Origin of the sequence: Streptomyces sp. NPDC079020, from assembly GCF_044542225.1 — a bacterium.
Lineage (GTDB): Bacteria > Actinomycetota > Actinomycetes > Streptomycetales > Streptomycetaceae > Streptomyces.
On the sequence record NZ_JBITUB010000001.1, the window covers coordinates 195,359 to 212,329 of the forward strand.

Genomic DNA, 16,971 nt, shown 5'->3' on the forward strand with positions numbered 1-16,971 from the left:
CCACCATGACCACAACAGCCACCACCAAAACCAGCACCACCGTGCTCGACGCCAGCGGCGTCACCATGCGCTTCGGCGGCCTCACCGCCGTACGCAACGTCGACCTCACCGTCAACTCCGGCGAGATCGTCGGCCTCATCGGCCCCAACGGCGCCGGCAAGACCACCTTCTTCAACTGCCTCACCGGCCTCTACGTCCCCACCGAGGGCAAGGTCAGTTACCAAGGCACCGTCCTGCCTCCCAAGCCCCACCTCGTCACCCAGGCAGGCATCGCCCGCACCTTCCAGAACATCCGGCTCTTCGCCAACATGACCGTCCTGGAGAACGTCCTCGTCGGACGCCACACCAGGACCAAAGAAGGCCTCTGGTCCGCCCTCCTGCGCCTCCCCGGCTACAAGAAGGCCGAGAACGCCAGCCGCGAACGCTCCATGGAACTCCTGGAGTTCATCGGACTCCAGGACAAGGCCGACCACCTCGCGCGCAATCTCCCCTACGGGGACCAGCGCAAGCTGGAAATCGCCCGCGCCCTCGCCAGCGACCCCGGCCTCCTCCTCCTGGACGAACCCACCGCAGGCATGAACCCCCAGGAAACCCGCGTCACCGAAGAACTCATCTTCGCCATCCGGGACCAGGGCATCGCCATCCTCGTCATCGAGCACGACATGCGGTTCATCTTCAATCTCTGCGACCGCGTCGCCGTCCTCGTCCAGGGCGAAAAACTCGTCGAAGGCACCTCCGACATCGTCCAGAGCGACGAACGCGTCGTCGCCGCCTACCTCGGCACCCCCTTCGAAGGCGCCCCCGGCGCCGAGGAGGTCGCCGAGGTCGAAGCAGCCGAGAGCGAAGCGGCCGCACACGGAACAGCCACGAAAGAAACGGCCGTGAAAGAAACGGCCGCGACGAAAACGGACACCACCGACACCACCCGCACCGAGGAGGAGGACACCCGATGACCGCACTGCTAGAGGTCAAGGACCTCCGCGTCGCCTACGGCAAGATCGAAGCCGTCAAGGGCATCTCCTTCAGCGTCGAAGCCGGCCAGGTCGTCACCCTCATCGGCACCAACGGCGCAGGCAAGACCACCACCCTGCGCACCCTCTCCGGACTGCTCAAACCACTCGGCGGCAGCGTCCTCTTCGAGGGCAAACCCCTCACCGACATCCCCGCCCACAAGATCGTCTCGCTCGGTATCGCCCACTCCCCCGAGGGACGCCACATCTTCCCCCGGCTGACGATCACCGAGAACCTCCTGCTCGGCGCCTACCTCCGCAACGACAAAGCAGGCATCGAGAAGGACATCCAGCGCGCCTACAGCCTCTTCCCCATTCTCGGGGAACGCCGGAAGCAGGCCGCGGGAACGCTCTCCGGCGGCGAACAGCAGATGCTCGCCATGGGACGCGCCCTCATGTCCCAGCCCAAACTGCTCATGCTCGACGAACCCTCCATGGGCCTCTCCCCGATCATGATGCAGAAGATCATGGAGACCATCGTCGAACTCAAGGCCGCGGGCACCACGATCCTCCTCGTCGAACAGAACGCCCAGGCGGCCCTCTCCCTCGCGGACCAGGGCCACGTCATGGAGGTCGGCAAGATCGTCCTCTCCGGCACCGGCCCGGACCTCCTGCACGACGAATCCGTCCGCAAGGCCTACCTCGGCGAGGACTGACCCGCCGGCACTCCCGGACACACGAAGGAGGCCCGCACCCCGATCGATCCGGGGCGCGGGCCTCCTTCGTGCAAACCCTTACGGCGACCGCTACTCGGCCGCCTTCTTCTTCTCCTCGGCGTCCTCGATCAACGCCTCCGCCAGCTGCTGCATCGACAGCCGCCGGTCCATCGACGTCTTCTGGATCCACCGGAAGGCCGCGGGCTCGGACAGCCCGTAGTCCGTCTGCAGAATGCTCTTCGCCCGGTCCACCAGCTTCCGGGTCTCCAGCCGCTGCGCCAGGTCCGCGACCTCGCCCTCCAGCGCCTTCAGCTCCGCGAACCGCGACACCGCCATCTCGATGGCCGGCACCACGTCGCTCTTGCTGAACGGCTTCACCAGATACGCCATCGCCCCGGCGTCCCGGGCCCGCTCCACGAGGTCGCGCTGCGAGAACGCGGTGAGCATCAGGACCGGCGCGATGGACTCCTCGGCGATCTTCTCCGCCGCCGAGATCCCGTCGAGCACGGGCATCTTCACATCGAGGATGACCAGGTCCGGCTTGTGCTCCCGGGCCAGCTCCACGGCCTGCTGGCCGTCCCCGGCCTCACCGACGACGGAGTAGCCCTCCTCCTCCAGCATCTCCTTGAGGTCCAGACGGATCAGAGCCTCGTCCTCGGCGATGACGACACGGGTCGTCAGCGGCGGGACGTGCGACTTGTCGTCGTCGGCGGCGTCTACGGGCTGGGGCGACTCGGGGGTGGTCACGGGGCTCCTTGGTCAGGACAGGGGTACAGCTCCCAAGAGCCTACCTAGTTACGGTATGTTTGAGGCACGGGGGGTATTCGATACCCTTCGTTTCGAAGGGGGCCCCGGTAGCCCAGCGGTAGAGGCCATGGATTCAAAACCCATACAGCGTCGGTTCGAATCCGACTCGGGGCACTTCTCCTTCAATTCTAAGGCGCGAGGGATCATTAGGGATCTTCACCCTTGCCGGTGAACGAACCTTCGATCCGTGCGCAGGCGGGCGAAGATCACGCAAGGCTCTGCCTCATGCCACAGCACCATCCGTCCATACGTGACGAAGCCCTCGCCCTGCTACGGAGCGGGAAGACCAATCGAGCAGTTGCCGAGCGGCTCAACGTGCCGCGCGGAACCATCGGCTGGTGGCTGCACGAAGATCGCAAGCGCCGCAGCGTGCGTTACGAGCGGCCGACCGACTGCCTGACTTGCACTGGCCGAGATTTTGATCGTGTCGCGTACGCCTATCTACTCGGCCTCTACCTCGGCGACGGCCACATCATCTCCAAGCCGAGGCAGCACCACCTGTCGATCTATTGCGGCGACACCTGGCCCGGCCTGATCGACGAGGCGGAGTCAGCCATGCGCAGAGTGATGCCCATGCCGCGTACCGGACGGCGGCAGAAAACCGGTTGCGTCGAGGTCAAGTCCTATACGAAGCACTGGACATGCATTTTCCCGCAGCACGGTCCGGGCAAGAAGCACGAGCGCCTGATCGCCCTTGAGTCCTGGCAGCAGGACATCGTCGATGAACATCCCTGGGACTTCATCCGCGGCCTCATCCATTCCGACGGATGCCGGAACATGAACTGGACGACCCGAGTGGTCGATGGCGTACTCAAGCGCTACGAGTATCCCCGCTACTACTTCACCAACGTCTCCGACGACATCCGGCGGCTCTACACCGACACTCTCGACAAGCTCGGCGTCGAGTGGAAGCACTGCACGCGCGGCGGGAAGGCGTACAACATTTCCGTCGCCCGACGGGCATCCGTAGCGCTCATGGATGCTCACGTCGGGCCGAAATACTGAGCTGCCCTACTTCGGGCTGTCGTCCTCGCCGATGTGGTGCACGCGGACCAGATTCGTGGATCCCGCGACTCCGGGCGGGGAGCCGGCCGTGATGACGACCACGTCGCCCTTCCGGCAGCGGCCGATCCGCAGAAGTTCCTCGTCGACCTGGGCCACCATCGCGTCCGTGGAGTCCACGTGCGGGCCGAGGAAGGTCTCGACGCCCCAGGTGAGGTTCAGCTGTGCGCGGGTGGCCTCGTCGGGGGTGAAGGCGAGGAGCGGGATGGGCGAGCGGTAGCGGGAGAGGCGCTTGACCGTGTCGCCGCTCTGAGTGAAGGCCACCAGGAACTTCGCGCCGAGGAAGTCGCCCATCTCGGCTGCCGCGCGGGCGACCGCGCCGCCCTGGGTGCGGGGCTTGTTGCGTTCGGTGAGGGGCGGGAGGCCCTTGGCGAGGATGTCCTCCTCGGCCGCCTCGACGATGCGCGACATCGTGCGGACGGTCTCGACGGGGAACTTGCCGACGCTGGTCTCGCCGGAGAGCATCACCGCGTCCGTGCCGTCGATGATCGCGTTGGCGACGTCGGAGGCCTCGGCGCGGGTGGGGCGGGAGTTGTCGATCATCGAGTCGAGCATCTGGGTGGCGACGATGACCGGCTTGGCGTTGCGCCGGGCGAGCTTGATGGCGCGCTTCTGGACGATCGGCACCTGTTCCAGGGGCATTTCGACGCCGAGGTCGCCGCGGGCGACCATGATGCCGTCGAAGGCGGCGACGATGCCGTCGATGCTGTCGACGGCCTGGGGCTTCTCGACCTTGGCGATGACGGGGAGCCGGCGGCCCTCCTCCTCCATGATGCGGTGGACGTCGTCGATGTCGCGTCCGCTGCGCACGAAGGAGAGGGCGACGATGTCGGCGCCGATGCGCAGGGCCCAGCGGAGGTCGTCGATGTCCTTTTCGGAGAGAGCGGGGACGGAGACGGCGACGCCGGGGAGGTTGAGCCCCTTGTGGTCGGAGACCATGCCGCCCTCGATGACGGTGGTGCGGACCCGGGGGCCGTCGACCTCGGTGACTTCGAGGGTGACGCGGCCGTCGTCGACGAGGATGCGTTCGCCGGTGGTGACATCGGCCGCGAGGCCGTCGTAGGTGGTGCCGCAGGTGTTGCGGTCGCCTTCGTGGGGTTCGACGGTGATGGTGAAGGTGTCACCGCGTTCAAGGAGTACGGGTCCTTCGCGGAAGCGTCCGAGGCGGATCTTCGGGCCTTGAAGGTCGGCGAGGATGCCTACGCTGCGGCCGGTCTCCTCGGATGCTTTGCGTACACGGTGGTAGCGCTCTTCGTGTTCGGCGTAGTTGCCGTGGCTGAGGTTGAAGCGGGCGATGTCCATTCCCGCTTCGACGAGTGCCTTGATCTGGTCGTACGAGTCGGTTGCGGGGCCCAGGGTACAAACGATTTTTGCTCGGCGCATGGTTCGAGCCTAGACCTTACCTACGGGTAGGCAATTGGCTCCGTATGACACCTCAACAACCTTTGGATGAAGGGTTATTGACAAGTGTTGAATTGTGCACGGGGGTGCTCCGATGAGCGTTTCAGTGGAGCGGGGGCGGGTCGAGGGTGAAGGAGGCTTCGACCTGTGCGTCGACGCTCTGGCGTACGGGTTCGAGGTCGATGGGGGCGGCGGCGTCGGCCGTCTCGGTGGATGCGGCGGCGCTGAAGGGGACGGCGCGGTGGGCGAAGCCCGCGCGGGCGGGGCGCCGGCCGGCCGCGGTGCCGGTGTCGGCGAGTTCGAGAAGGGCGCCGAGCCGGGTGTTGAGGGCTTCGGCGTATTCGCGGGCGCGTTGAAGGGCTTCGTGGACGGCCTGGCGGCGGGCGGCGGCGTGGACGGGTGAGTGGGGGCGCAGCTCCCACCAGGGGCCGTCGACGCGGGTGAGTTCATGGCCGGCGAGGCGGGCGGTGAGTTCACCGAGGGCCGTGAAGTCGGTGAGTGTGGCGGTGAGTTGTACGTGCCCATGGTAGGCGCGGACGCGTTCGCCGCGGCCGTGGCGGGTGAGTTCGGGACTGACGGAAAGGGTGCCCGTCTCCAGTTTCTCGACGGCGTCGCCGTAGCCCTTGATGAGGTCGATGGCCTGGGTGTTGCGGCGGGAGAGGTCATCGAGGGCGGTGCGCCGGTCGGTGCCGCGGGCGGTGACGGTGACGGTGATGCGGGCGATCTCGGGGTCGGCTTCGAGGTGGGCCTCGCCGCGGACGGTGAGGTGGGGGGTCTCGGGGGTGCCGTAGGGGCGGGGGGCCGTGTGGTCGGTCATGTGTTCACTGTGGCACGGGGGTGCGGGGGCTGGTGGTCATCAGATCGAAACCTGCGCGGGGTGTTGCGGGGTGTGGTCGCTGGGCCAGAATCTACGCGCGTTGCCCGACTGAACGAGGAGTAAGAATGCCGTTGAACCGTAGGACGTTTCTGGGCCGTTCGGCTGCTGCCGGTGCGGGAGTGGCGATGGCGGGCGGGGCTGTCGCGGGGACTGCCGGGGCCGCGGAGGCGAAGGGTCACCCCGGGCACGGGCATGGTCATGGCCGTCCGGCGAAGCGGTACTCGTTCACGGTGATGGGCACGACGGATCTGCATGGCAATGTCTTCAACTGGGACTACTTCACGGACAAGGAGTTCGACGACGCGGCGCACAACGATGTGGGTCTGGCGAAGATCTCGACGCTGGTGGATCAGGTCCGGAAGGAGAAGGGCCGCCGGAACACCCTGCTGATCGACGCAGGTGACACGATCCAGGGCACCCAGTTGTCGTACTACTACGCGAAGATCGATCCGATCACGGCGCGGCGTGGTCCGGTGCATCCGATGGCGCAGGCGATGAACGCGATCGGGTACGACGCGGCGGCACTGGGGAATCACGAGTTCAATTACGGTATTCCGGTGCTGCGGAAGTTCGAGGAGCAGTGTGATTTCCCGCTGCTCGGTGCGAACGCGCTGGATGCGAGGACGCTGCGTCCGGCATTCGCTCCTTATGTGATGAAGCGGCTGTGTACTCCGCACGGCCGTGATGTACGGGTGGCGGTGCTGGGGTTGACGAATCCTGGTATCGCGATCTGGGACAAGGCGAATGTGGGCGGGAAGATGGTGTTCCCGGGTCTTGAGGAGCAGGCGGCGAAGTGGGTGCCGAGGCTTCGGTCGATGGGTGCGGATGTGGTGATCGTTTCGGCGCATTCGGGTTCGTCGGGCACGTCCTCGTACGGGGATCAGCTGCCGCATGTGGAGAACGCGGCGGGTCTGGTGGCGGAGCAGGTGCCGGGGATCGACGCGATTCTGGTGGGCCATGCCCATCTGGAGATTCCTGAGCACTTCGTGACGAACAAGGAGACGGGCAAGCAGGTTGTTCTCTCGGAGCCGGCGAAGTGGGGGCAGCGGCTGACGCTGTTCGACTTTGATCTGGTGTGGGAGAAGGGGCGCTGGACGGTCGAGAAGGCCGGGGCGCAGGTGCTGAACTCCAACACGGTGGCGGAGGACCGGAAGGTGACGTCGCTGTTGCGGGACGAGCACCGGAAGGTGGTGGCCTATGTGAATCAGGTCATCGGTACATCGGTGGTCGCGATGTCCACGGCGGAGGCGGCGTGGAAGGACGAGCCGATCATCGATCTGATCAATGTGGTGCAGGCGGATACGGTGCGGGCGGCACTGGCCGGTGGCGAGTACGCGGCGTTGCCGGTGCTGTCGCAGGCGTCGTGCTTCTCGCGGACGGCGGCGATTCCCGCGGGTGAGGTGACGATCCGGGACGCGGCGGGGCTGTATCCGTTCGAGAACACGCTTGAGGCACGGTTGCTGACGGGCGCGCAGCTGAAGGACTATCTGGAGTATTCGGCGAAGTACTACGTGCGGACGGCGTCCGGCGCCCCGGTGGACACGTCGAAGCTGACGAATGCCGACAACACGCCGGACTACAACTATGACGCGGTGTCGGGTGTGACGTATGAGGTCGATATCGCCAAGCCGGTGGGTTCGCGGATTGTGGGTCTTTCCTTTGAGGGGAAGCCGATCGATCCGGCCGCGCAGTTCGTGTTCGCGGTGAACAATTACCGGGCGAGTGGTGGGGGCAACTTCCCGCATGTGCCGGGTGCGAAGCAGCTGTGGGCGAATTCGGACGAGATCCGGAACACGATCATCGGCTGGGTTCAGGCGAAGGGGTCGGTGGATCCGGCTTCGTTCGCCTCGGTGGGGTGGCGGCTGACGCGGGACGGTGTGCCGGTGTTCTAGGTCCCGTTCCGGTTCCGGGTTCCGGTTCCGGTTTCCGGGGCCGGGTTCGGGTTCGGGTGTGGGGCGGCCGCCCCCGGTCTGTGCCGGGGGCGGCCGCCTTTGTGCGTGCCGGTGGTCAGTTGCCGTGGGCGAGCGGGAGGAGTGCGTGGCCCTGGGCGGGGATCCGGGGGTCGTGCTGGGGGGTGAGGCCGAAGGTGGTGAAGGCGGTGCGCTGTGGGAGGGGGTAGGGGTCGGTGCCGGTGAGATTGTTGAGGATGGTGGCGCTGCGCCAGGCGGCGAGTCCGAGGTCGGGGGCGCCGACGCCGTGGGTGTGGCGTTCGGCGTTCTGTACGTAAACGTGTCCGGTCACCGCGGGGTCGAGGACCAGCCGGTACTGGTCGTCGATGCGGGGGCGGTGGGAGGCGTCGCGGCGCAGGTAGGGGCCGAGGCTGTCGAGGAGACCGTCGAGGGGGCGTTCGCGGTAGCCGGTGGCGAGGATGACGGCGTCGGTCGTGAGGCGGGTGCGGGTGGCCTGCTGGGTGTGTTCGAGGTGGAGTTCGACGCGGGCGGTGGCAACGCGGCCCGCGGTGCGCACGGAGACTCCGGGGGTGAGGGTGGCGTCGGGCCAGCCGCCGTGGAGGGTGCGCCGGTAGAGCTCGTCGTGGATGGCGGCGATGGTGTCGGCGTCGATGCCTTTGTGGAGCTGCCATTGGCGGGGGACGAGTTCGTCGCGGGCCGATTCGGGGAGTGCGTGGAAGTAGCGGCTGTAGTCGGGGGTGAAGTGTTCGAGGCCGAGTTTGGAGTACTCCATGGGGGCGAAGGCCTCGGTGCGGGCGAGCCAGTGGATCTTCTCGGCTCCGGTGGGGCGGGCGCGGAGGAGGTCGAGGAAGATTTCGGCGCCCGACTGTCCTGAGCCGATGACGGTGATGTGTTCGGCCTTCAGCAGTCGCTCGCGGTGCTGGAGGTACTCGGCGGAGTGGATGACGGGGACGGATTCGGCTTCGGCGAGGGGTTTGAGCGGTTCGGGGACGAAGGGTTCGGTGCCGATGCCGAGGGCGATGTGGCGGGTGTAGGCACGGCCGAGCGCTTCGGCTTCGCCCTCGGTGTCGAGTTGGGTGAAGTCGACCTCGAAGAGGGCGCGGTCGGGGTTCCAGCGGACGGCGTCGACCTGGTGGCTGAAGTGGAGTCCGGGGAGTTGTTCGCTGACCCAGCGGCAGTAGGCGTCGTATTCGGCGCGTTGGATGTGGAAGCGCTCGGCGAAGTAGAAGGGGAAGAGCCGGTCGCGGGTGCGCAGGTAGTTGAGGAAGGTCCAGGGGCTCGCGGGGTCGGCGAGGGTGACGAGGTCGGCCAGGAAGGGGACTTGGAGGCTGGCGCCGTCGAGGAGGAGCCCGGGGTGCCAGTGGAAGGCGCGGCGTTGTTCGTAGAAGGTCGCGGCCAGGGGGCGGGGGTTGCCGGGTGCGGTGGGGACGCCGTGGGCGAGGGCGGCGAGGGAGAGGTTGAAGGGGCCGATGCCGACGCCGACGAGGTCGTGCGGCTGGTCGGGGTCGAGGGCGGGCCGGTCGGTCATCGGGGGGTGTCGCCTTCTGTGCGGGGAGTCGTGGGGTCGGTCACCGTGTGGGAGGTGGGGTTGTGGGGGTGGGTGAGGTCGGTGGTGACGTTGTTGACGAGGTCGAGGAGTGCGTGGAGGTCCTCGGGGGTGGTGTGGGGGTTGAGGAGGGTGGCCTTGAGCCAGAGTCGGCCGCCGGTATGGGCGCGGCCGAGGACGGCGTGGCCGCGGTTGAGGAGGGTGCGGCGGACGGTGGCGACGGTGAGGTCGTCGGCGTCGGTGGGGCGGAAGAGGACGGTGCTGATGGTGGGGTGGTCGTAGAGGTCGAGGGTGGGGGTTTTGGTGATGAGGTCGGCGAGTTGGCGGGCTGCGCCGAGGGTGCGGTCGATGAGGTCGGCGAGTCCGGCGCGGCCGAGGGCTTGGAGGGTGACGGCGATCTTGAGGGCGTCGGGGCGTCGGGTGGTGCGGAGGGAGCGGCCGAGGAGGTCGGGGAGGCCGGCTTCGGTGTCGTCGTCGGCGTTGAGGTAGGGGGCGTGGTGGTGGAGGGGGGCGAGGTGGTGGTGGTCGGGGACGGCGAGGATGCCTGCGGAGGCGGGTTGCCAGCCGAGTTTGTGCAGGTCGAGGGTGACGCTCTGGGCGCGGTCGAGGCCGTGGACGCGGTTTCGGTGGGTGGGGCTGAAGAGCAGCGGGCCGCCGTACGCGGCGTCGATGTGGAGTTCGGCGCCATGGGTGGCGCAGAGGTCGGCGATGTCGTCGAGGGGGTCGATCTCTCCGGTGTCGGTGGTGCCCGCGGTGGCGACGACGAGGAGGGGGCGGTGGAGGTGGGTGAGGGCGGTGTCGAGGGCGGCGAGGTCCATGACACCGGTGGGGGCGGGGAGGACGACGGGTTCGGGGAGACCGAGGAGCCAGGTGGCGCGGGTGATGCTGTGGTGGGCGTTGGCGGCGCAGATGGTCTGGACGGGGCCATGGCGTTCGCGGGCGAGGAGGAGGGCGAGTTGGTTGGCCTCGGTGCCGCCGGTGGTGATGACGGCATCGGGTGAGCCGGTGTGGGGGTAGACCTCGTTGGCGAGTGCGGTGGTGAGGTCGGCTTCGAGGGCGGAGGCGGCGGGGGCCTGGTCCCAGGAGTCCATGGAGGGGTTGAGGGCGCTGGCGGCGAGGTCGGCCGCTGCGGCGAGCGCGAGGGGCGGGGTGTGGAGGTGGGCGGCGCAGTGGGGGTGTGCGGGGTCTGCGGCGCCTTCGGTGAGGGCGGTGATGAGGGTGCGCAGTGCGTGGTGGGGGCCGGTGCCGTGGTCGGGGATGAGGGGGTGGGCGGCGGTGCGGGTCCGGGGGGTGACGGTGTCGGGTCCGCCTGCGGGGAGGGGACCGTTTCTGCGGGTGGCGCCGTCGTGGAGGGCGGTGAGGACGGTGTCGAGGAGGGGGCGCAGGGCGGCGGGGCCTGCGGTGCCTCCGGCGAGCGGTGGGGTGGGCATGGGCGGGTGGTCCTTCGGGTACGCGGGGGGTGGATATGCCAGCTTGTACGCGATTTGTGGTGGCGCGGCCGAAGAGCCCAACGATCTGAACTCGAAAGGGGTACTGGCCATGGGTGTGACCCCGTTGCCGGTGGTTCAGGTGGTATGGGTGTGCGGTTTTGGGATGAGTGTGCGCGTGGGTGGCGTGTGTGCCGGTGGTCGGTGCCCCGGGCATGGGTGTGCCCGGGGCCCCTCGGTGCTGAGGGATCCCGGGCACGGGTGACGCGGGTTCCGGCGGGCCGAGCCGGTGGCTCGTGGTCGCCGGATGCGGTCAGTGGGCGTTGCGTACGGCCAGGGCGCGGCGCAGGTCGTCGATCTGGTCGGTCAGTTTGCGGCGGAGGGCGGGGGTGAGGGCCTGGTCCTCCAGGGCGTGGGTGCCGAGGTCGAGGTTGTGGGTGTCGACGGCGTACACGGGGAAGGCGTAGCGTCCGGCGGCTTCCGCGATGGCGGGTCCGCGGCGGGCGGCGAGCTCGGTCGCGTCGGGGTAGTAGCGGGCGACGTATTCCTGCAGGAGGTCGGCCTGTTCGGGCTGCCAGAAGCCCTGGGCGGTGGCGGTGAAGAGGTAGTTGGACAGGGAGTCGTCGGTGAACAGGGCCTGCCAGGCGGCGGCCTTGGTCCCGGGGGTGGGCAGGGCGGCGCGGCACCGGGCGGCACCTTCCCGGCCGGTGGCGCTGGGGTCCTGGGCGAGTTCGGCGGCGATGATGGCTTCGTCGGTGGCGCCGAGGACGGCGAGGCGGGTGAGGATGCGCCAGCGGAGTTCGGGGTCGAGTTCGGGGCCGCCGTGGACGGTGCCGTTGGTCAGCCAGTCCTGGATGGTGTCGGGCTGGCCGGCGGCGTCGATGAAGTGGCGTACGGCGATGAGGCGGAGGCCGGGGTCGGTGCCGTCCTCGGTGCGGCGGATGAGGTCGCGGCAGAGGCTGGTGAGGGTGGCGAGGGCGGCCGGCCGGTCGGCGGGGGTGAGGTAGCGGGAGGCGATGTGGGTGGCGGCGAAGCCGAGGACGCCCTGGACGAGGGCGAGGTCGGTTTCGTACGGGAGGTGGGTGCGGGCGGTGCTGAGGTAGGTGGTGGGGTCGAGCTCGCCGTCGCGGACCATGTCGCGGGCGGTGTTCCAGATGACGGCGCGGGTGAGGGCGTCGGGGATGCCGGAGAGGCCGGCGAGGGCCGCGTCCCAGGAGGTGCTGTCGAGGCGGACCTTGGCGTAGGTGAGGTCGCCGTCGTTGAGGACGACCAGGTCGGGGCGGCTGCCGGGGAAGGTGGTGGCGGCGGCGGGGTCGGTGGGGATGTCGAGTTCGAAGCGGTCGCGCGGGATGAGGTGGCCGGGGCCGCCACGGGTGTCGAGGGTGCGGTCGTAGGTGCCGACGGTGATGCGGTGGGGGCGGCTGCCGTCGCGGTCGACGGTGAGGGACCAGGTGTTGCCGTTCTCGGTCACGCCGGCGGTGAGGGTGTCGGTGCCGGTGGTGCGCAGCCACTGCGCGGCCCAGCCGTGAACGTCGCGGTCGGTGGCGGAGGCGAGGTTGTCGATGAAGTCGGCGAGGGTGGCGTTGGCGAACTTGTGCCGGGCGAAGTGGGTGTTGATGCCGGCGAGGAAGTCCTTCTCGCCGAGCCAGGCGACGAGCTGGCGGAGTGCGGAGGCGCCCTTGGCGTAGCTGATGCCGTCGAAGTTGAGGAGTGCGGAGGCGGTGTCGGGGACGGCGTCGGGGTCGGGGGCGACGGGGTGGGTGGAGGGACGCTGGTCGGCGTCGTATCCCCAGCCCTTGCGCGCGACGCCGAAGTCGACCCAGGTGTCGGTGAAGCGGGTGGCTTCGGTGAGGGTCTGGTAGCCCATGTACTCGGCGAAGGACTCGTTGAGCCAGATGTCGTCCCACCAGGAGAGCGTGACGAGGTCACCGAACCACATGTGGGCCATCTCGTGGGCGATGATCATGGCGCGGGTCTGGCGTTCGGTGTCGGTGACGGCCGAGCGGTAGATGAATTCGTCGCGGAAGGTGACGAGGCCGGGGTTCTCCATGGCGCCCGCGTTGAATTCGGGGACGAAGGCCTGGTCGTAGGAGTCGAAGGGGTAGGGCTCGTCGAACTTCTCGTGGTACCGGTCGTAGCAGGCGCGGGTGATGCCGAGGATCTCGTCGGCGTCGGTGTCCAGGTGTTCGGCGAGGGAGCGGCGGCAGTGGATGCCGAAGGGCAGCCCGGCGTGTTCGGTGGTGATGGAGTGCCAGGGGCCCGCCGCGACGGCGACGAGATAGGTGGAGATGAGAGGGGTGGCGGCGATGGTCCAGCGGCCCTGGCCCGTGCGCTCGGCGATGCCGTTCCCGAGAACGGTCCAGGTGGCGGGGGCGGTGACGTTGATCTGGAAGACGGACTTGAGGTCGGGCTGGTCGAACGCGGCGAAGACGCGCTGGACGTCCTCCATGAAGAGCTGGGTGTAGGCGTATGTCTCGCCGTCGGTGGGGTCCGTGAAGCGGTGCATGCCTTCGCCGGTGCGGGAGTAGTTCATGGCGGCGTCGACGTGGAGTTCGTGGGGGCCCGCGGTGAGGGCGGTGAGGGGGTAGCGGTTCTCGGTGAGGAGGCTGGGGTCGAGGGGTTGTCCGTCGAGGCTGAGCGAGCGCAGGGCGGCGGGCTTGACCTCTACGAAGGTGTCTCCGGCCGTGCGGGCGGTGAAGTGGATGACGGTGCGGGAGTCGAAGGTCTCCTCGCCTGCGGTGAGATCGAGATCGATCGTGTACCGGTGTACGTCGAGGTTCTGGGCTCGGGTCTGCGCTTCGTCGCGCGTCAGTACGGACATGGATCCATGCTGCCGTACGGGGTCGGGGCCGTGCGGGCGGGTTCTCCCGCAGAGAAACGGGAGGGGCCGCGGGAGAGCCGTGGGAGCGGTCCGGGCCCGGATGCGCGGCCCGCGGGGCCCGCGGGGCCCGGCCCGGTGGGCGGCCGGGCCGGGCGGGGCCGGGTCACATCCCGGTGCTGTCGGCCGCTCCGCACCCGGGAGCCGCTCCGCATCCGGGGGCCGGGGCGCTCCCGGTGGCCGCGTGTTCCGACTCGTCCGCGATGCGTTCGTGGTGGCGGATGACTTCGGCGACGACGAAGTTCAGCAGTTTCTCCGCGAAGGCGGGGTCGAGTCTGGCGTTCTCCGCGAGCTGTCGCAGGCGGGCGATCTGACGGGCTTCGCGGTCCGGGTCGGCGGGCGGGAGCTTGTGCTCGGCTTTGAGATGACCGACCTGCTGGGTGCACTTGAAGCGCTCGGCGAGCATGTGGATGACAGCGGCGTCGATGTTGTCGATGCTGTCGCGCAGCCGCTTCAGTTCCGTGCGTACGGACTCGTCGATGTTGCTCTTGGTCATGGTCGTCGAGCTTAGACCGGCCCGCACCTGGGAAGCGCTTCGAGGGCTTCGGGTCTCAGGTGCTGATCGTGGGCGGGTTCTCCGGGTCGGGGACCTGGTCGCTCCAGCCGCCCGGGACGGTGCGGCCCTGTTGTTCGCGGAAGCGGACGGGGGCGGTGCCGACGCGGCGGGCGAAGAGCCGGGAGAAGTAGGCGGGGTCGTCGTAGCCGACGCGGCGGGCCACGGCGGCGACCGGCAGTTCGGTGGCCGCGAGGAGTTCCTTGGCGTGGCCCAGCCGGATGCCGAGCAGGTAGTCCTTGGGGCTGCAGCCCGCGCCGCGTCGTACGGCGGTGCGCAGCTCGGCGGGCGTCATGCCGTGGCGGGCCGCGTGTTCGGCGACGGAGAGCGGCTGGAACGCGTCGCGGGCCAGGGCCTGGAGTACGGGGTCGCCGTCGGGTCCGATGTCGGCGCGGGCGCGGCGCAGGGAGACGAGGAGCTCATGGACGGCGGCGCCGGTCTCGACTTCGAGGAGGGGGTTGCCCCTGCGGGCGGCGCGGACCATGCGGCCGATGGCGGCGCGTGGGCCGGCGGTGTCGGAGAGGGGGACGAGGGGGCGGTCGGGTTCGATGTAGCCCAGTTCGGTGTAGGTGGCGGTGGCGGGTCCGGTGAAGTCGACGAAGCTCTCGTCCCAGCCGGTGTCCGGGTCGGCGCCGTAGTGGTGGGGGGTGCCGGGGGTCAGCCAGATCAGGCTGGGGCCGGTGACGGGGGTGCGGCGGCCGTCGGGGCCGCTGAACCAGCCGCTGCCGGAGTTGATGATCACGGCGACGTGGTGGTCGAGGGTGCGGGGGCCGACCGTGGGCAGGGCGCCGTGCTGGAGGCCGACCCCGAGGCAGACGAGGCCCAGACGGTGGTGGAGCGGGCTGGGAGTGAAGAAGCGCATCCAGGTGTGGTACATCGGCCTGCCTTCCTCCCGGGCTCTGTGGTGCATCTCGTTGTGTCCAAACAGCAGTGATCTTTGTCCATGGACCGGGTCGGCGCCAGAGGGTGAAGCTGGGCGCACTATTTCACCCGGGGTGACCCGAGGCGCACAGGAGAGTACGAGCACGATGGCTGACTTCACCGTGGGGGACGACCACTTCCGGCTCGACGGGAAGCCCGTACGGCTGCTGTCGGGGGCTCTGCACTACTTCCGGGTGCATGAGGAGCAGTGGGATCACCGGCTGGCGATGCTGCGGGCCATGGGGCTGAACTGTGTCGAGACGTATGTGCCGTGGAATCTGCATGAGCCGCGTCCGGGGCGGTTCCGGGATGTGGCGGCGCTGGGGCGGTTCCTGGACGCGGCGGAGCGGGCCGGGCTGCTGGCGATCGTGCGGCCGGGACCGTACATCTGTGCCGAGTGGGAGAACGGTGGGCTGCCGGTCTGGGTGACGGGACGGTTCGGCCGGCGGGTGCGGACGCGGGACGCGGAGTATCTGGCGTCGGTGGAGCGCTGGTTCCGGGAGCTGTTGCCGCAGGTGGTGGCCCGGCAGATCACCCGGGGCGGCCCGGTGATCATGGTGCAGGTGGAGAACGAGTACGGGAGCTACGGCACCGACTCGGTCTATCTGGAGTGGCTGGCGGGGCTGCTGCGGCAGTGCGGGGTGACGGTACCGCTGTTCACGTCGGACGGGCCGGAGGATCACATGCTGACGGGCGGTTCGGTGCCCGGTCTGCCGGCGACGGCGAATTTCGGTTCGGGGGCGCGTGCGGGGTTCGAGGTGCTGCGCCGCCATCAGCCGAAGGGGCCCCTGATGTGCATGGAGTTCTGGTGCGGCTGGTTCGATCACTGGGGTGCGGAGTCCGTCGTACGGGATCCGGCGCAGGCCGCGGACGCGCTGCGGGAGATCCTGGAGTGCGGGGCGTCGGTGAACATCTATATGGCGCACGGTGGGACGAACTTCGCGGGCTGGGCGGGGGCGAATCGCTCCGGTCCGCTCCAGGACCAGGAACTTCAGCCGACGGTGACGTCGTACGACTACGACGCGCCGGTCGATGAGTACGGGCGGCCGACGGAGAAGTTCTGGCTGTTCCGGAAGGTGCTGGCGCAGTACGCGGACGGTCCGCTTCCGGAGCTGCCTCCGGAGCCGGCCGGGCTGCCGGGCCCGGTGCGGGCCGCGTTGACGCAATGGGCGCCGCTGGGGGACGTGCTGGAGGCGCTGGGTGACCCGGAGACGGCGGAGCTGGGTGCCGCGCCGACGTTCGAGGAGCTGGGGGTGGATCGTGGGCTGGTCCGCTACCGGGTCGGCGTTCCGGGTCCGCGCGAGCCGTACGCGCTGGGGGTCTCGGGCCTCCGGGACCGGGCGGTGGTGTACGTGGACGGGGTCCGGGCCGGGGTGCTGACCGAGGAGCGGGGCACGCTGGAGGAGCCGGTGGCGGGTCCCGCGGAGGTCGAGCTGTGGGTGGAGTCGCTGGGCCGGGTCAACTACGGGCCGCGGCTGGGTGAGCCGAAGGGCATCACGGGCGGGGTGCTGCACGAGCGGCAGTATCTGCACGGGGTGCGGGCCCGGGGGCTGCGGCTGGACGCCTTCGAGTCGGCGGAGGCGGTGGCGGCGGTGCCGTTCACCGCGGTGCCGGCGGAGCCGGCCGGCCGGACGGGGCTGTTCCGGGGGACGTTCGAGGCCGAGGACGCCGTCGCCACCGGTCACGCCGGGCTGGAACTGCCGGGCTGGACGCGCGGCTTCGTCTGGGTGAACGGCTTCTGCCTGGGCCGGTACTGGTCCGCGGGTCCGCAGGAGACGCTGTATGTGCCGGGCCCGGTGCTCCGCGAGGGCGCCAACGAGGTGTGGGTGCTGGAGCTGGAGGGTGCGGGCGGGCCGTTCGTGGAGCTGGGCCCGGGGGTGCCCGTCCGGACGGGCACCCCCGGGGTGGATCAGCTGTGATCAC

The 16,971-nt window shown here is 69.2% G+C and carries 13 protein-coding genes and 1 tRNA gene; 6 read left to right on the forward strand and 8 right to left on the reverse strand.

The window, feature by feature from the left end; genetic code table 11:
• Window positions 1-5: 5 nt before the first annotated feature.
• Window positions 6-953, forward strand: coding sequence for an ABC transporter ATP-binding protein (locus ACIGJO_RS00920; RefSeq protein ID WP_399951649.1), 948 nt, complete (start codon window positions 6-8; stop codon window positions 951-953).
• Entirely contained in the window at window positions 950-1,666 is a 717-nt protein-coding gene (locus ACIGJO_RS00925) for an ABC transporter ATP-binding protein (protein ID WP_399950079.1), read from the forward strand. Before ACIGJO_RS00920 ends, ACIGJO_RS00925 begins: the two co-directional genes overlap by 4 nt.
• A gap of 90 nt (window positions 1,667-1,756) precedes the next feature.
• Here the strand turns inward: ACIGJO_RS00925 and ACIGJO_RS00930 are convergent, their stop codons facing one another.
• On the reverse strand, window positions 1,757-2,413 hold the full coding sequence (locus tag ACIGJO_RS00930; protein WP_266929766.1) for an ANTAR domain-containing response regulator: 657 nt from the start codon (window positions 2,411-2,413) through the stop codon (window positions 1,757-1,759).
• 101 nt (window positions 2,414-2,514) lie between these two features.
• On the opposite strand from ACIGJO_RS00930, the gene ACIGJO_RS00935 reads away from it, so the two are divergent.
• Window positions 2,515-2,587 (forward strand) — tRNA-Leu (locus ACIGJO_RS00935).
• A 111-nt stretch (window positions 2,588-2,698) separates the two neighbouring features.
• Complete coding sequence (locus ACIGJO_RS00940) at window positions 2,699-3,478, forward strand: helix-turn-helix domain-containing protein (protein ID WP_399951653.1); 780 nt, start codon at window positions 2,699-2,701, stop codon at window positions 3,476-3,478.
• Between the two features lie 6 nt (window positions 3,479-3,484).
• On the opposite strand, the gene pyk is transcribed toward ACIGJO_RS00940, so the two are convergent.
• Window positions 3,485-4,918, reverse strand: coding sequence for a pyruvate kinase (pyk, locus tag ACIGJO_RS00945; protein WP_399950083.1), 1,434 nt, complete (start codon window positions 4,916-4,918; stop codon window positions 3,485-3,487).
• 121 nt (window positions 4,919-5,039) lie between these two features.
• The gene (locus ACIGJO_RS00950) at window positions 5,040-5,753 is read right to left on the reverse strand and encodes an SIMPL domain-containing protein (protein WP_399950086.1); all 714 of its coding nucleotides are present in this window, start codon (window positions 5,751-5,753) and stop codon (window positions 5,040-5,042) included.
• A 125-nt stretch (window positions 5,754-5,878) separates the two neighbouring features.
• Between ACIGJO_RS00950 and ACIGJO_RS00955 the strand changes: the two genes are divergently transcribed.
• Window positions 5,879-7,705, forward strand: coding sequence for a bifunctional metallophosphatase/5'-nucleotidase (locus ACIGJO_RS00955; protein WP_399950089.1), 1,827 nt, complete (start codon window positions 5,879-5,881; stop codon window positions 7,703-7,705).
• 115 nt (window positions 7,706-7,820) lie between these two features.
• Here the strand turns inward: ACIGJO_RS00955 and ACIGJO_RS00960 are convergent, their stop codons facing one another.
• The 5 genes from ACIGJO_RS00960 to ACIGJO_RS00980 all read right to left on the reverse strand — a co-directional run bounded on the left by ACIGJO_RS00960 (window position 7,821) and on the right by ACIGJO_RS00980 (window position 15,004).
• Window positions 7,821-9,251 carry a lysine N(6)-hydroxylase/L-ornithine N(5)-oxygenase family protein gene (locus tag ACIGJO_RS00960; protein WP_399950092.1) on the reverse strand — a complete coding sequence of 477 codons (1,431 nt, stop codon included), beginning with the start codon at window positions 9,249-9,251 and terminating at the stop codon, window positions 7,821-7,823.
• Window positions 9,248-10,699, reverse strand: coding sequence for a pyridoxal phosphate-dependent decarboxylase family protein (locus ACIGJO_RS00965; protein ID WP_399950094.1), 1,452 nt, complete (start codon window positions 10,697-10,699; stop codon window positions 9,248-9,250). Before ACIGJO_RS00965 ends, ACIGJO_RS00960 begins: the two co-directional genes overlap by 4 nt.
• A gap of 310 nt (window positions 10,700-11,009) precedes the next feature.
• Window positions 11,010-13,517: an aminopeptidase N gene (pepN, locus tag ACIGJO_RS00970; protein WP_399950096.1), complete on the reverse strand. Its 2,508-nt coding sequence runs from the start codon at window positions 13,515-13,517 to the stop codon at window positions 11,010-11,012.
• A gap of 163 nt (window positions 13,518-13,680) precedes the next feature.
• Window positions 13,681-14,070: a chorismate mutase gene (locus ACIGJO_RS00975; RefSeq protein WP_399950098.1), complete on the reverse strand. Its 390-nt coding sequence runs from the start codon at window positions 14,068-14,070 to the stop codon at window positions 13,681-13,683.
• 55 nt (window positions 14,071-14,125) lie between these two features.
• Complete coding sequence (locus tag ACIGJO_RS00980) at window positions 14,126-15,004, reverse strand: helix-turn-helix domain-containing protein (RefSeq protein ID WP_399950101.1); 879 nt, start codon at window positions 15,002-15,004, stop codon at window positions 14,126-14,128.
• A 151-nt stretch (window positions 15,005-15,155) separates the two neighbouring features.
• Between ACIGJO_RS00980 and ACIGJO_RS00985 the strand changes: the two genes are divergently transcribed.
• Complete coding sequence (locus ACIGJO_RS00985; protein WP_399950104.1) at window positions 15,156-16,967, forward strand: beta-galactosidase family protein; 1,812 nt, start codon at window positions 15,156-15,158, stop codon at window positions 16,965-16,967.
• Window positions 16,968-16,971: the final 4 nt, after the last annotated feature.